The following is a 14,361-nucleotide window of genomic DNA, read 5'->3' as shown; positions in this document are numbered from 1 at the left end:
ACCGAGCCCGCACCAGGTCACCGGCCGTACTCCGGCCCCTCAGACCCCCGCGGCCACAACCAACGCACCGATAACCGGCGAGATCAGCGGATGCGCCTCCGCCCCGCGCCGCACCGCCGCGAACACCCGCCGCGTCGGCGCCACCCCGTCCACGGGCCGCACGACCACCCCGCTCAGGTCCATCCCCCGCAACGCCGACCGAGGCACCAGCGCCACCCCCACGTCGGCGGAGGCCAGCGCCACCACCGCCCGGAAGTCGTCCGACGAGTGCTCCAGCCGCGGCTGGAACCCCGCGCTCTCACACGCCAGCACGACCACGTCATGGCACGGATTGCCGGGGTACGGCCCGATCCACGGGTCCTTCGCCAGCTCCGCCAGCGGCACCTCCGCGGCGTCGGCGAGCCGGTGGGTCTCCGGTACGACCGCGTCGAAGGGCTCGGCGTACAGCGGGACGTGGGTGAGCCGGGGGTCGTCGGCGGGCGGCGCCCCCCGGTACTCGACGGCGACGGCGATGTCCACCTGCCGGTCCAGGACCATGGGCAGGCTGGCGTCGCCCTCGGCGTCCTGGACGCGCAGCCGGATGCCGGGCGCGGACCCGGCGAGCCGGGCCACCGCGGGCGCGACGACCTGGACGATCCCGGTGGCGAAGGCGGCGACGGTGACCGTCCCGGCCTCGCCGGAGGCGTACGCGGCGAGTTCCGCCTCGGCCCGCTCCAGCTGGGCGAGGACCGCGTTGGTGTGGCTGAGCAGGATCTCTCCGGCGGCGGTGAGCCGTACGCCCTTGGCGCCGCGCTCGACGAGGCGGTGGCCGGTCTCCTGCTCCAGGGCGGTCAGCTGCTGGGAGACCGCGGACGGGGTGAGGTACAGCGCGGCGGCAGCCGCGGTCACCGTGCGGTGGTCGGCCACCGCACGGAGGATGTGGAGCCGCCGCGCCTCGATCATGCGACCGATTCTCTCAGGTCAGGCGGCCAGCTCCGCACGAGCGGCGACGAAGGCGTCCACGGCCCGGTTCACGTCCTCGGTGGAGTGCGCCGCGGACAGCTGGACACGGATGCGGGCCTGGCCCTGCGGCACGACCGGGTAGGAGAAGCCGATCACGTAGACGCCGCGTTCCAGCAGCAGCTCCGCCATCCGGCCCGCCTCGGCGGCGTCGCCGATCATCACCGGGGCGATCGCGTGGTCGCCGGGGAGGACGTCGAAGCCCTCCTCGGTCATCCGGCGGCGGAACAGCGCGGTGTTCTCGCGCAGCCGGACGCGCAGGTCGTCCGCCGACTCCAGCAGGTCGAGCACCTTCAGCGAGGCCGCCGCGATCACCGGGGCCAGGGTGTTGGAGAACAGGTAGGGGCGGGACCGCTGGCGCAGCAGGGCGACGATCTCGGCGCGGGCGGCGACATAGCCGCCGGAGGCTCCGCCGAGTGCCTTGCCGAGGGTGCCGGTGATGATGTCGACGCGGTCCATGACGCCGTGCAGCTCCGGGGTGCCGCGTCCGCCGGGGCCGACGAAGCCGACGGCGTGCGAGTCGTCGACCATGACCATGGCGTCGTAGCGGTCGGCGAGGTCGCAGATCTCGCGCAGCGGCGCGACGTAGCCGTCCATGGAGAAGACGCCGTCGGTGACGATCAGTCGCCGCCGGGCCGACTGGGCCTCCTTCAGCTGCTGTTCCAGGTCGGCCAGATCGCGGTTGGCGTAGCGGAAGCGGCGGGCCTTGGACAGGCGGATGCCGTCGATGATGGAGGCGTGGTTGAGGGCGTCGGAGATCACCGCGTCCTCGGGGCCGAGCAGGGTCTCGAAGACACCGCCGTTGGCGTCGAAGCAGGAGGAGTACAGGATCGTGTCCTCCTGGCCGAGGAAGGCCGACAGCCGCGCCTCCAGCTCCTTGTGCACCTCCTGGGTGCCGCAGATGAAGCGGACGGAGGCCATGCCGTAGCCCCAGCGGTCCAGGGCCTCGTGGGCGGCGGCGATCACCTCGGGGTGGTCGGCGAGACCCAGGTAGTTGTTGGCGCAGAAGTTGAGTACCTCGCCGGGCCGGCCGCCCGCGGTCACGTTCACCGTCGCGGACTGCGGGGTGCCGATGACGCGCTCGGGCTTGTGCAGCCCGGCGGCGCGGATCTCGTCGAGGGTGGCGCGCAGGTCGTCGCGCACGGAGTCGAACATGAGGGAAGCTCCTAAGGTGCTTGCGCCGGAGGGGGGTTACGCGGTCCAGTCGAGGATGACCTTGCCGCCGCGGCCGCTCGCCGCGTCGGCGAACGCCGCCTCGAAGTCGCGGTACCCGTAGCGGCCGGTGATCACGGGGGCGAGGTCGAGGCCGCCTTCCAGCAGCACCGACATGGCGTACCAGGTCTCGAACATCTCACGGCCGTAGATGCCCTTGATCGTGATCATCGAGGTGACGATCCGGGCCCAGTCGACCGGGAACTCCTCGGCGGGCAGGCCGAGCATGGCGATCCGGCCGCCGTGCGTCATGTTGGCGATCATGTCGCGCATGGCGACGGGGTTGCCGGACATCTCCAGGCCGATGTCGAAGCCCTCGCGGAGGCCGAGTTCGCGCTGCCCGTCGGCGATCGAGGAGCGCGAGACGTCCAGCGCCAGGCTGACGCCGATCTTGCGGGCCAGTTCGAGGCGTTCCTCGCTGACGTCGGTGATCACCACGTTGCGGGCACCGGCGTGCCTGGCCACCGCCGCCGCCATCAGGCCGATCGGACCGGCGCCGGTGATCAGCACGTCCTCGCCGACGAGGGGGAAGGAGAGCGCGGTGTGCACGGCGTTGCCGAACGGGTCGAAGATCGCGGCGACGTCGAGGTCGACCGGGACGCGGTGCACCCAGACGTTGGCGGCGGGCAGCGCCACGTACTCGGCGAACGCGCCGTCGCGGCCGACGCCGAGGCCGACCGTGGCCCGGCACAGGTGGCGGCGCCCGGCGAGGCAGTTGCGGCACTTGCCGCAGACCAGGTGGCCCTCGCCGCTGACCCGGTCGCCGACGGCGATGTCGGTGACGTCCCGGCCCGTTTCGACGACCTCGCCGACGAACTCGTGGCCGAGCACGAGCGGGGTGCGGATGGTCTGCTGGGCCCAGCCGTCCCAGGCCCGGATGTGCAGGTCGGTGCCGCAGATACCGGTCCGCGCCACCTTGATCAGTACGTCCGTGGGCCCGATGACGGGCTCCGGGACGTCCGTGAGCCACAGGCCGGGCTCCGCCTTCTCCTTGACCAGCGCCTTCAACGCTACGGCTCCTGAGGGTGAGACCCCGCGGCCGGGCATGCCGAAGGCACCCGTGACGGGGGAAGGAGTGGATACGACTGGCAATCTGCCGTACCGGCGGCCCCCGGGTCCATCGAGACTTTCTTAAGCACGGCCGAAGGTTTCCTTCACGCCCCGCCCCCTAGGGGCCGTCGTCGCCCAGCTCCAGCCGTACGGCGAGGTCGGCGGCCGTCGACTTGATGGTGTCCAGGCCGGTCCGGCCCCAGGGCCGCGGCCGGATGTCGGCGGCGCAGACCGTGCCGAGCACCATGCCGGTGGTGTCGAGGAGCGGCGCGCCGAGGTAGGAGCGGATGCCGAACTCGTCGACGACCGGGTTGCCCGCGAACCGCGGGTAGTCGCGGACGTCCTCCAGGACGAGGGCCTTGTGCCGGACCACCACATGGGGGCAGAAGCCGTGGTCGCGCGGGAGGAAGCGGCCGATCAGCGGCCGGGTGCCGTCGTCCCGGACCAGCGGTCCGGTCAGCGGGGTGTGCAGCCCCGCGAAGAACTGCCCGCGCTCGTCGAGGAAGTTGACCATGGCGTACGGCGCCTCGACGCGTCCGGCGAGCCGGGCGGCGAAGGCGTCGAGCGCGGGGTCGGGCCGCTGGCCGAGACCGAGGTGGCGCAGCCGCCGTGCCCGGGCGGGTGCCTCCTTGTCGTCGGGGGTGAGCAGCAGCCTCCCGGTCGGATGCGGCGGCTCGTAGCTCATGGCCGGGCTCCGTCGCTGTGGACGTGTGTCATGTGCGGCTCCGTGCGGTGGTGTGCGGTTGTCACATGGCGGGTGTCACATATGGGCGCCATGGCTCGGCGCGGGCGCCGGGGCATGGGCGATGAGGTGGCGGACCAGGGTCAGCAGGGTCTGGACGCCGGAGGCGGAGATCCGGGCGTCGCAGCAGACGACGGGGATCTGCGCGGAGAGGTCCAGGGCGGCGCGGACCTCCTCCGGGTCGTAGCGGTGGCCGCCGTCGAACTCGTTGACGGCGACGATGAAGCCGAGTCCGCGTTCCTCGAAGAAGTCGACGGCGGCGAAGCAGTCCGCGAGGCGCCGGGTGTCGGCGAGGATGACGGCGCCGAGCGCGCCCTCGCACAGCTCGTCCCACATGAACCAGAACCGCTGCTGTCCGGGGGTGCCGAACAGGTAGAGCACATGCTGCCGGTCGAGGGTGATCCGGCCGAAGTCCATGGCGACGGTCGTCTCGACCTTGTTCTCGACGCCGCTGAGGTCGTCGGTGGCGGCGCTGACGGTGGTGAGCAGTTCCTCCGTGCTGAGCGGCGCGATCTCGCTGACGGCGCCGACGAACGTGGTCTTGCCGACCCCGAAGCCGCCCGCCACCAGGATCTTGAGGGCGGTGGGGAACGGGTCGCCGCCCGTGCCGTCGGGATCGTGGTCGGGGTCGGGGCCGGAGCGGCCGTAGTGGTCAGAGCTGTCGTCGTAGTCCATCGAGCACTGCCTCCAGAAGGGCCCGGTCCGTGGGGCTGTGGTGGAACGCGGGGGGTTTGGTGGTGAGCGCGCCGCAGTCGAGGAGGTCCGCCAGCAGCACCTTGGTGACGGCCACCGGCAGCTTCAGGTGGGCGGCGACCTCGGCGACCGGGACGGGCGCGCGGCACAGGTCGAGGACCTGGGTGTGCTCGGGGCCGAGATAGCCGAGGGGGGTGGCCCCGGTGACCATCACCTGCGACATGAGGTCGAGCGCGGTGCTCGGGCGGGTACGTCCGTTGCTGACCGTGTAGGGGCGCACCAGCCGTCCGGCCGCGTCGTCCAGCCACGGCCCGTCACCGGCCGCCGCCACGCTCAAGGCCTCAGCGCCGTGGGTTCGACGGCGTGCTGCCGGGGGGCGGTGACGAGGTAGGGGCGGACGCTCTTGACGAGCATCGCCATCTCGTAGCCGAGCACCGCCGCGTCGGCCTCACGGCCCGCCAGTACGGCGAGGCAGGTGCCGGATCCGGCGGTGGTGACGAACAGCAGGGTGGCGTCGAGTTCCACGACGACCTGCCGTACGTCGCCGCCGTCGCCGAAGCGGGCCCCGGCGCTGCGGCCGAGGGAGTACAGGCCGGAGGCGAGGGCGGCCATGTGGTCGGCGCTGTCCGGGTCGAGGCCGTGGACCGACTTCACGAGCCCGTCGCTGGACAGCAGCACCGCACTGCTGGTGTGCGGTACCCGCTGCACGAGGCCGCTCATCAGCCAGTCGAGATCGGATACATGGCCGGTGGGCGTATCGCTCGCCATGGGGGATCGACTCCTTGGGTACGAAAGGGGGGCGTCAGCGGTGGGGGTCGGGGGCCGGGACGGGGGCGCGGGGGTCGCGCCGGTCATCCGGCAGGTGGGCTCTGGCCGGGCCGGGCCGGGGTGTGGTCGGGGACGGGTTCCAGGGGCGTGAGCGGTCCGGCGCCCTGGTGGGTGGCGCCGGGGGGCGGCGTCTCCGGGTCCTGCTGGGCCTCGGCGAGGCTGATGCCGCGCTGGAAGGCCGCCATCAGGTTGGGGTCGTGGCCGACGTGCTGCTCGTCGTCCTGCCGGGGCGGGGGGCCGCCGCGCAGCTGGGGCACCAGGTGTTCCTGGGCGCGGCGCCTGGGCAGTTGGGGCCGGTCCACGGTGCCGCGCACGGCGTCGGAGCGCGGGGCGGGCGGCGCGTCCGTGTGGTCGGCGACGTGGGTGCGGTCCTCGGGGCGGATGCCGGGGACGGCGTCGGCGGGGGTGGGCCGCGGGACGTGGGGGCCGCGGACGGGGAGCGGTCCGGGTGCGGTGGGTCCGGGTGCGGTGCCGGTGGGCTGGGACGGGGGCTGCGGGTAGGGCTGCTGGGGCGGGGGTGGGGTTACGGCGCCGGGGGCGGGCGTCCCCGCGGGGTGCGGCCGGGTGGTCGCGCCGGGCGGCTGGGGGACGGTGCCGAGCAGGCCCTGGGGGACGACGATGACGGCTTGGACACCGCCGTAGATGTTGCTCTGGAGGCGGACGGTGATGCCGTGCCGCCGGGCGAGCTGGGAGACGACGAACAGGCCGATCCGGCCGTCCGCGAGGAGGCGGGCGACGTTGACCTGGTCGGGGTCGGCGAGCAGGGCGTTCATCCTGGTCTGCTCGGCGACGGGCATGCCGAGGCCGCGGTCCTCGACCTCGATGGCGAGGCCGGAGGTGACGAGGTTGGCGCGGAGCAGCACCTGGGTGTGCGGGGCGGAGAACACGGTGGCGTTCTCGACGAGTTCGGCGAGCAGGTGGATGACGTCGGCGACGGCGTGGCCGCGCAGGTCGCCGTCGATGGGCGGGACGAGTTTGACGCGTGAGTACTGCTCGACCTCGGCGATGGACGAGCGCAGCACCTCGGTCATGGTGACCGGGTTGCTCCACTGGCGGCGGGAGACGGCGCCGCCGAGGACGGCGAGGTTCTCGGCGTGGCGGCGGATGCGGGTGGCGAGGTGGTCGACGTGGAAGAGGCCCTTGAGCAGGTCGGGGTCCTCGATCTGGTGCTCCAGCTCGTCGAGGATGGAGATCTCGCGGTGCACCAGGGACTGGAGCCGCCGGGCGAGGTTGACGAAGACCTCCAGCTTCTGTTCGCTGCCCGCCCGGCTGGAGAGCTGGGCCGCGCTGACGACGGCGGTGACGGCGGCGTCGTGGGCGTGGGAGAGGTCGGCGGCGAGCAGTTCGAAGTCGTCGGCGTCCTCGGGCGGGCCGCCGCGCGGTTTGCGCGGGGGCGGGGGCTCGCCGCGGCGCAGCGCCTCGACGAGGGAGCGCAGATCGGCCTCGCGGCGGGCGGTGCCGCGGCGCAGGGCGGCGACGCGGTCCTGGACCGAGCGGGCGGCGCGGCGGGCGGCGATCGCGGCGATCACGATGCCCACGCCGGTGACGAAGAGGGCCCCGGTGAGCACGGCCCACAGGGTGGGGCCGGGGCGGGCACCGGTGGAGCGGACGGTGAACAGGACGGCCGCGCAGGCGCTGAGGGAGACGGCCACCGGCGGCAGTACGGCCAGCCGCAGGAGCTGGGACCGTATGTGGGCCTCGGGCAGTGCGGGGGCGGTGCGGGCGACCGGGCGTCCGTGCCGCCCGCCGCCCTCACGGCGGTCTGCGCGTGCGGCCGGTGCGCGGAGGTGAGACATCGGTGTCCTCGTACTGGTCCGTCGGTCGGGGGCCTCGTCGGGAGGGCCGGGGTTCCGGCCCCTCGTCGCCCGACGGACACTCACAGTAGTCGCCTGTGTCTCATGTGCGGTGGGCAGTTGACAAAGTCCCTCGCCACACGTCCCGCTCTGGTATGAGGGTTCGTACGCGAGTCCGACAAGACCCCGGAGCGACGGTCACACTCCCGGAAGAAGGCGAACATCCCTGCTCACAAACGGTCGTGAGAGGTCGGCGGGAGACAGGGAGGTCAACCCCTCGACGTACCCTCATCCCTTCGCGCGCAGTCAATCCGAAGAAGGAGACGGACCGTTCCGGGCGGGATCCCGGGCGGGATGCCGCACCTCCGGACACGGTCAGATAATCACACTGCGTAAGACTCGGGGGTGGGGTCGGAGGTCAGCGGAGTACCTCCGCGGCGGGGCGCCGCGGCACGGTCCGCGGGGCCGGGGCGAAGCCGAGCCGAAGGATCATCTGGGGGAAGTCGCCCGGGAGGAACTCCCGGCGCAGCCGGGTACGCAACCGCCCCACCTCCAGCGGCTGGGTGTGGAAGGCCGCCATGACGTCGTGCGCGGCCGCCAGCAGCAGCATGCGCTGGAGCGCCTGCCCGGCCCGCAGCCACGCCGACCGGTCGTCCCGGTCCGTGCTCAGCACCGCCACCAGCCCGGCGGGTGCGGGCCAACGCCCCGGCGGGACCGGGAACATGCTCGTCAGACCGGCGTAGTCGCGCCCGGCGAAGCCGGTGCAGTCGGGGTGCGCGACGCTCACGTCGGCGGGCACCCCGTCAGGGCGCGGATCGGCCGACCGCCAGGTCCACGCGGCCTGTTCGGCGGTGTGCGCGGCGTCCTTGCGGTGCACGCCCTCCGCCTCCTTGACCAGGGCGGCCAGGTGCTTGCGGCTCGCGGCGTCGTCCACCACGTGCAGCACGGCGCCCTCCTCGGCGGCCTGCACCCGCAGCGCCTCGGCGAGCCCGGCGGGCAGCGGGTCGTTGCGGAAGGGGCCGCGGACGGTGTGCCGACGGCGCAGGGCGGCGTACATGCGCTGTTCGTCGGCGCTGGGGCGGGCGTACGGTCCCCATTCCACCCGGGCGAGGAGTTCGGGCTGCGCCGGGCGCGGGAAGGGCCGCACGACCGGCGCGAAGCCCAGGTGCCGCATGGCCAGGCGGATGTTGAACAGGGCCGCGCCGCAACTGACGACCAGTTCGCGGCCGCCCGGATCGGTGCGGGGCAGCCTGCGGTCGGGGTCCGCGTACAGCTCGATGCCCCGGTCCCCGTCCGCGACGAAGAACCAGGGCTGGGTGTTGTAGACCGACGGTGCCGTGACGGCGGCGCGCACCAGATAGGCGGAGGCGTGGCCGAGTGGTGTGATGACGACGGACATGGGGGCCGCCCTTTCTCCAGCTTCCTGCCCCCATGCTCGTGTCCGCCCCGGCCGGACAGCAGGGGCCGCAGGTCCCCGGACCGGGCCGACGGACCTCATACGGAGGTGGCGAACCGGCCCCCGGCCAGGGCCCGTCGGCCGCTCCCGGGGTGCCGGTGGGCCCAGGCGCGCGGGGGCCGGGGCGGAGCACGCTGGAGGGTGAGGAACTTCCCGGGAGGCCGTCATGTCCGTACCCGCCACCCGTCCGGCCCTCGTGGTCGGCGTCGATGGTTCCGAGGCCGCCGCGGCCGCCCTGCGCTGGGCCGCCGCGCAGGCACCCGCACTGGGCGCCGAGGTGGTCGCCGTGCACGCCTGGGAGCGCAGCGGCCCCCGGATCGCGCCGTACGCGCCTCGGTCGGCCCGTCCCACGCCCGACGAGGAGCGGATCGCCGCGGCCCGGCTGCTCGCCGAGACCGTCCGGAGGGTCCTGGGGCCCCGGGCCGGCGGCGTCCGGGCCGAGTTGGTCGAGGGTCCGGCCGCGCGGGTGCTGCTGCACCGGGCGCGGGGCGCGGCGCTGCTGGCCCTCGGCCACTCGGCGCACCACCAGGACGGTCCCGCCGCGGGCCCCGTCGGCCGTGAGTGTCTGCGCCGGGCGACCGTACCGGTGGTGGCGGTGCCCGCCCCGGCCGTGCGGGACGCGGGGCTCGCCGTCGTCCGGCCGCTGCGGCGGGCCGGGGTCGGCTGACCGTCCACCGCGGGCGAACGCACCGGTGCCTCCGGTGCCCGGCCGGAGCCGGACACCGGAGGCACCTCCCCCCTACCTAGGTGGCCCTCTCACGCGCCGTCAGTTCCTTGGCGATCTCCGTCGCCCAGGACACGACGGCGGTGAAGTCCCGGTAGTCGCCGCCCTTGCCGGAGCGCAGGATCATCCGGGCGACCGTGCCGTGGGCGCCCTCCTCCAGACGGCCGCCGAAGGTGGTGTGGCCCATGGCGTCCAGGCCCGTCATGGCGCGCTGGACGCCGGGCACGGGCGGGATCTCCCGTTCCGAGGCCGAGGCGTCGAGCGGACCGCTGCTGAAGAACCACACGGGCCGTCCGGCCAGTTCACCGCGGTGCCGCCGGACGAAGCGGCGGGCGTCCTTGTGCCAGCGCCCGGCGTACAGGGCGCCGCCGACCACCACCGCCTCGTAGGCCGCCGCGTCGGGCACGGACCGGGCGGGAAGCGCCTCGGCCGGGACGCCCTCCCGGTTCAGCACCTCGGCCACCGTCTCGGCGATCCGGGCCGTGGAGCCGTTGGTCGTGCCGTAGGCGATCAGCACCTTTCCGTCCATGGCTTCCGCCTCCTCTCACAGCCTGCGCAGCCAGTCGTCGGCCACGCCGTGCAGGGACTGCCCGTCGGCGGCGGGCAGCCGCGAGTCGTCGAGCCGGTGGGTCAGCTTGTCGACCACGGCGACGACCCCGTCGATCTGGCGGGTCATGGACACCGCGATCTCGGTCTCGCTCTTGCGTTCCATGTCGCCCGAGAGCGTCACCACGCCCTCCGTCACCGACACGTCGACGCTGGCGGGCGGCAGCCACAGCGCGCGCTCCAGCACCTCGCGGAGCACCTCCTGCCGGATCTCGGCGTCCGGGCGCAGGAAGACCCGCAGCAGGTCGCGCCGGGTGACGATGCCGACCAGACGGTCCTCCTCGTCGAGCACCGGCAGCCGCTCCACGTGCCGCTGAGCCATGGTGCGGGCGGCGGCCACGATGGTGTCGTCGGCGTGCACGGTGACCGCGGGCTCGGTCATCAGACGGCCCGCCGTGCGGGCCGACGACTTCGCCGCCCGGCGCCGCGCCCCGGGCCGCAGGGCGGCGAACCGCACCCGGGCCGGTGGTTCGAACGGGTCGGGGGTCTGCGCCTGCCGCATCATCAGGTCGGTCTCGGAGACGACACCGATGACGTGCTCGTCCTCGTCGACCACGGGCAGCCCGCTGATGTCGTGCTCGGCGAGCAGCCGCGCGACCTTCTTGAAGGTGGTGCCGTACTCGGCCCGGACGACGTCGGTGGTCATCACGGAGCCGACCTTGTTGTGCTTCATGGCGTTTCCTTCCCTACGGCGGGTGTCAGCGCAGTCGGCGCAGATAGGGGTCCCGCGACCGGCGCGGCAGCAGCCGAAGCCGGGCGTCGAGGACGGTGACGCGTTCCGGGGTGGCGAGTACGGGGTTGAAGTCCGCCTCGGCGAGCTGGGGCAGGTCGGCCGCCATCCGGGACAGCCGGTGCAGCAGCTGCTCCAGCCCCTCGAGATCGACGGGGCCGTTGCCGTGCGCGCCGAACAGCAGCGGGGCGCAGCGCGGGCCGGCGATCAGGTCGTGGACGTCGTGGCCGGTGAGCGGGGCGAGCCGGGCGGCGTGGTCGGCGAGGACCTCGGTGGCGGTGCCGCCGAGGCCGAACAGCACCAGGGGTCCGAAGACCTCGTCCTGGACGACGCCGGCGAACAGTTCGGTGCCGCGGGGGGCGAGCGGCTGGACGACGACGCCGGTGAGCAGTCCGGCGAACCGGGTCTCCAGGTCCCGGAAGGCGGCCCGGACCTGGGCGTCGCCGCGCAGGTCGAGATGGACGGCGCGCTGTTCGCTCTTGTGGAGCAGACCGGGCCAGTGGGCCTTCATCACGACCCGGCCGTCGGCGCCGCGCAGCCGCTCGGCGGCGAGCACGGCCTGGTCCTCGGTCTCGGCCCAGGCCCAGGGCAGTTGGGGGATGCCGTAGCAGGCGAGGAGTTCGGCGCAGGTGCGCGGGTCGAGCCAGCCGCCGTCCGGGTGGGCGGCGAGGAACTCCTCGGTGACCTGGTGGGCGCGCGCCGTGTCCACGTCGTCCAGCTCCGCGACCCGGCCCGCCGGGCGGGCCAGCCAGGCGGCGCGGCGGGCGGCGCTCGCGAGCGCGCGGGCCACGGCGCGGGGTTCGGCGTACGAGGGGACGGTGCCGTCGGCGGCGGGCAGCAGCGTGACGGGCACCTCCTGCTCCAGGCGGACCACGGCGACCGGGTGGGCGCGCCGGGCCGGCCGGGTGGTGACGGCGCGGACCAGGTCGTCGCCGGTGGCGGCGGCGACGGCGGTGGGCACCAGGGCGACCAGGACCGCGTCGATGCCCTGGTGCTCCATCAGCCGGTCGACGCAGGCCCGGAGTTCGGTCTCGGTGACGGCGGCGGTGGCGTCGACGGGGTTGCCCACCCCGGCGCCCTCGGGCAGCAGGTCCCGCAGCTCGTCGACGAGATCGGGGGTGGGCTGGGGCAGTACGAGGCCCGCTTCGGCGCAGGCGTCGGCGGCCAGCACCCCGGCGCCGCCCGCGTTGGTGACGACGGCGACCCGGCCGCCGGTGGGCAGCGGCTGGGAGTGCAGCAGCGCGGCGGTCTCGAGGAGTTCGCCGATGGAGTGGGTGGCGGTGATGCCCGCCTGGGTGAACAGCGCCTGCCGGGTCATGGTGCCGGTGGCGGCGGCCGCGGTGTGCGAGGCGGCGGCGCGGCGTCCGGCGTCGGTGCGTCCGGCGTCCACCGTCAGCACCGGTATCCGGCGGCTGACCCGGCGGGCGGTGCGGGAGAACGCCCGTGGGTTGCCGAAGGACTCCAGGTGCAGCAGGGCCAGGTCGGTGCGCTCGTCGCTCTCCCACCACTGGAGCAGGTCGTTGCCGCTGACGTCGTACTTGTCGCCGAGGGAGACGAAGCTGGAGACGCCGATGCCGAGCCGGGAGAGCCCGTCGAGCAGGGCGATGCCGACGCCGCCGGACTGCACGGCGACCCCGGCGGTGCCGGGCCTGGGGTGGGTGGCGGCGAAGGTGGCGTCCAGGCCGAGGCCGGGTTCGGTGTTGGCGATGCCGAGGCAGTTGGGGCCGACCAGGCGCATGCCGTGGGTGCGGCAGGCGGTGACCAGGGCCCGCGCGGCGGTGGTGTCGAGACCGGAGGAGACGACGACCAGGGCGCGTACGCCCGCCTTGCCGCACTCCTCGGCGATGCCGGGCACCGCGGCGGCGGGGGCGGCGATCACCGCGAGGTCGGGAGTCCTGGGCAGCAGGGCGACGGAGGGGTACGACGGGATGCCGAGGATGGAGGTGCAGCGCGGGTTCACCGCGAGCAGCCGGCCCGCGAAGCCGCCGGTGTGCAGGTGGTGCAGCAGGGCCCGGCCGACCGAGCCCGGCCTGCGTCCGGCGCCGATCACGGCGACGGTCCGGGGCCGCAGCAGGGGTTCGAGGCTGGCGACGTCGGCGGTCCGGCCGCGCTCCTCCACGGCGGACAGATAGGTGTCGTCCGGGTCGAGGGCGATGGTGCAGTGCACCTCGGGGCCGTCCAGACGCCGGGCGATGTGCAGGCCGAGGTCGGTGAACAGCCGCATCACCTGGTGGTTCTCGCTGAGGGCGTCGGCGGTGAAGGTGGTGATGCCGTCGGTCCTGGCCGCCGAGACCAGGTGTTCGACGAGGAGGGTGCCGACGCCGCGGTGGTGCAGTCCCTCGGCCACGGCGATGGAGAAGTCGGCGGTGGCGGGGCCGGTCGTGTCGGTGGCGTCCTCGACGGTCTGGTACTCGGCGAGGCCGAGCACCTGCTGCGCCCGCTCGGCCAGCAGGGCGCGGTGGCCGGGGCGGCCGGTGGCGCAGGCCCGCTCGGCGGCCTGGTCGGCGGCCCGGCGGCTGGCCGCGAAGAACCGCATGCGCAGGTTCTCGGGGGACATCTCCTGGAAGAGGCCCTCCAGCTGGGCGCGGTCCCCGGGTACCACGGGACGGATGCACACGGTGGTGCCGTCCGCGAGCAGGGCGTGGACCGGGGGGCGGTGCAGCACGTCGTCCGTCGTCATCACGGATCTCCTCGGTGTGGTCCGGGGTGGAGCACGGGGTGGGTCCGGTACTTCGAGCATCCGGCGGAGCGGGGCGGCGCCCCAGGGGCTGACCGGGGGCGATCCGAGGGCCGTTCGGCCCCGGTGACCGCCGGTCGGCCCGGGCCCGGGGGCCGGGCGCGGACGGCCCGACGCGGTGGACCCGACCGTGGGTCCACCGCGTCGCCGGCGGTCAGCGGAGCCAGCCGTTGGTGCGGACGAACGGGAGCTTCGCCCACAGGCGGCCGAGACCGAGGGTGTTCCCCGCGGAGACGACGGCCAGAGCGATCAGGATGGCCGCGTAGACGAGGTGGTAGTCGGCGAAGGGGTTCGTCGACATGCTCGCCGAGCCGTCCGAGAGGTGCTTGGCGGGCGGCCACTCGGCGATCCACATGAAGGCCATCATCGCGGTGCCCGCGACGGCCGCCAGCCGCAGCGCGACGCCGCTGATCAGGGCGATGCCGATGCCGAGCAGGCCCAGCATGAACAGCCAGTCGGCCCAGGTGTCGCCGGCCCAGGAGTGGAAGGTCGACTCCATCGGTCCGACGTTGACCGAGCTGAGGAAGCCCAGGGTCGGCGAGCCGCCGTCGATCCAGCCCTTGCCGGACGGGGTCGCGTAGCCGAAGCCGAAGGTCTTGTCGAGGAACGCCCACAGGAAGACGAAGCCCATGAGGATCCGGACGGAACCGAAGACGTAGGCCCGCGCGGTGTGCGTGTCGCTGAGCGCGGCGGCGTCGGACTCGGGTGCGGCGGCGGTCCGGTTGCGGCGCAGCGACGGCAGGTGGAAGCCCGTACCTTGGTGCGGGGTGTTGTGCACGGCCATGACGGTG

The 14,361-nt window shown here is 74.1% G+C and carries 14 protein-coding genes; 1 reads left to right on the top strand and 13 read right to left on the bottom strand.

Annotated features, from left to right (window positions below; genetic code table 11):
• Positions 1–39 precede the first annotated feature (39 nt).
• The 9 genes from KBY47_RS12340 to KBY47_RS12300 all read right to left on the bottom strand — a co-directional run bounded on the left by KBY47_RS12340 (position 40) and on the right by KBY47_RS12300 (position 8,716).
• Positions 40–942 (bottom strand): LysR family transcriptional regulator, encoded by a 903-nt coding sequence (locus KBY47_RS12340; RefSeq protein WP_210921095.1) that lies wholly within the window; start codon positions 940–942, stop codon positions 40–42.
• Positions 943–960: 18 nt separating this feature from the next.
• Positions 961–2,154 (bottom strand): glycine C-acetyltransferase, encoded by a 1,194-nt coding sequence (locus tag KBY47_RS12335; protein WP_210921094.1) that lies wholly within the window; start codon positions 2,152–2,154, stop codon positions 961–963.
• 36 nt (positions 2,155–2,190) lie between these two features.
• On the bottom strand, positions 2,191–3,219 hold the full coding sequence (gene tdh, locus KBY47_RS12330) for an L-threonine 3-dehydrogenase (protein WP_210921093.1): 1,029 nt from the start codon (positions 3,217–3,219) through the stop codon (positions 2,191–2,193).
• A gap of 160 nt (positions 3,220–3,379) precedes the next feature.
• Positions 3,380–3,946 (bottom strand): GAF domain-containing protein, encoded by a 567-nt coding sequence (locus KBY47_RS12325; protein WP_210921092.1) that lies wholly within the window; start codon positions 3,944–3,946, stop codon positions 3,380–3,382.
• Between the two features lie 75 nt (positions 3,947–4,021).
• The gene (locus KBY47_RS12320) at positions 4,022–4,678 is read right to left on the bottom strand and encodes an ATP/GTP-binding protein (protein WP_210921091.1); all 657 of its coding nucleotides are present in this window, start codon (positions 4,676–4,678) and stop codon (positions 4,022–4,024) included.
• Positions 4,656–5,027, bottom strand: a complete 372-nt coding sequence (locus tag KBY47_RS12315; RefSeq protein WP_210921270.1) for a DUF742 domain-containing protein — start codon at positions 5,025–5,027, stop codon at positions 4,656–4,658. The genes KBY47_RS12320 and KBY47_RS12315 overlap by 23 nt, the downstream gene beginning before the upstream one ends.
• A 2-nt stretch (positions 5,028–5,029) precedes the next feature.
• On the bottom strand, positions 5,030–5,464 hold the full coding sequence (locus tag KBY47_RS12310; RefSeq protein ID WP_210921090.1) for a roadblock/LC7 domain-containing protein: 435 nt from the start codon (positions 5,462–5,464) through the stop codon (positions 5,030–5,032).
• An 83-nt stretch (positions 5,465–5,547) separates the two neighbouring features.
• Positions 5,548–7,320, bottom strand: a complete 1,773-nt coding sequence (locus KBY47_RS12305; RefSeq protein WP_210921089.1) for an ATP-binding protein — start codon at positions 7,318–7,320, stop codon at positions 5,548–5,550.
• Positions 7,321–7,735: 415 nt separating this feature from the next.
• Positions 7,736–8,716: a nitroreductase family protein gene (locus tag KBY47_RS12300; RefSeq protein WP_210921088.1), complete on the bottom strand. Its 981-nt coding sequence runs from the start codon at positions 8,714–8,716 to the stop codon at positions 7,736–7,738.
• A gap of 223 nt (positions 8,717–8,939) precedes the next feature.
• Between KBY47_RS12300 and KBY47_RS12295 the strand changes: the two genes are divergently transcribed.
• Positions 8,940–9,440: a universal stress protein gene (locus KBY47_RS12295; protein WP_210921087.1), complete on the top strand. Its 501-nt coding sequence runs from the start codon at positions 8,940–8,942 to the stop codon at positions 9,438–9,440.
• A 76-nt stretch (positions 9,441–9,516) separates the two neighbouring features.
• On the opposite strand, the gene KBY47_RS12290 is transcribed toward KBY47_RS12295, so the two are convergent.
• The 4 genes from KBY47_RS12290 to KBY47_RS12275 form a co-directional block, all read right to left on the bottom strand.
• Entirely contained in the window at positions 9,517–10,026 is a 510-nt protein-coding gene (locus KBY47_RS12290) for a flavodoxin domain-containing protein (protein ID WP_210921086.1), read from the bottom strand.
• Between the two features lie 15 nt (positions 10,027–10,041).
• Positions 10,042–10,776: a CBS domain-containing protein gene (locus KBY47_RS12285; protein WP_210921085.1), complete on the bottom strand. Its 735-nt coding sequence runs from the start codon at positions 10,774–10,776 to the stop codon at positions 10,042–10,044.
• 25 nt (positions 10,777–10,801) lie between these two features.
• Entirely contained in the window at positions 10,802–13,513 is a 2,712-nt protein-coding gene (locus tag KBY47_RS12280; RefSeq protein WP_210921084.1) for a bifunctional GNAT family N-acetyltransferase/acetate--CoA ligase family protein, read from the bottom strand.
• 211 nt (positions 13,514–13,724) lie between these two features.
• The gene (locus tag KBY47_RS12275) at positions 13,725–14,354 is read right to left on the bottom strand and encodes a DoxX family protein (protein ID WP_210921083.1); all 630 of its coding nucleotides are present in this window, start codon (positions 14,352–14,354) and stop codon (positions 13,725–13,727) included.
• Between the last annotated feature and the right edge of the window lie 7 nt (positions 14,355–14,361).

The sequence above is a fragment of the Streptomyces sp. B93 genome (genome assembly GCF_018070565.1).
Taxonomy (GTDB): Bacteria; Actinomycetota; Actinomycetes; order Streptomycetales; family Streptomycetaceae; genus Streptomyces.
Note: the sequence above shows the minus strand (reverse complement) of the source record. Positions and strands in the feature narration are given on the sequence as shown.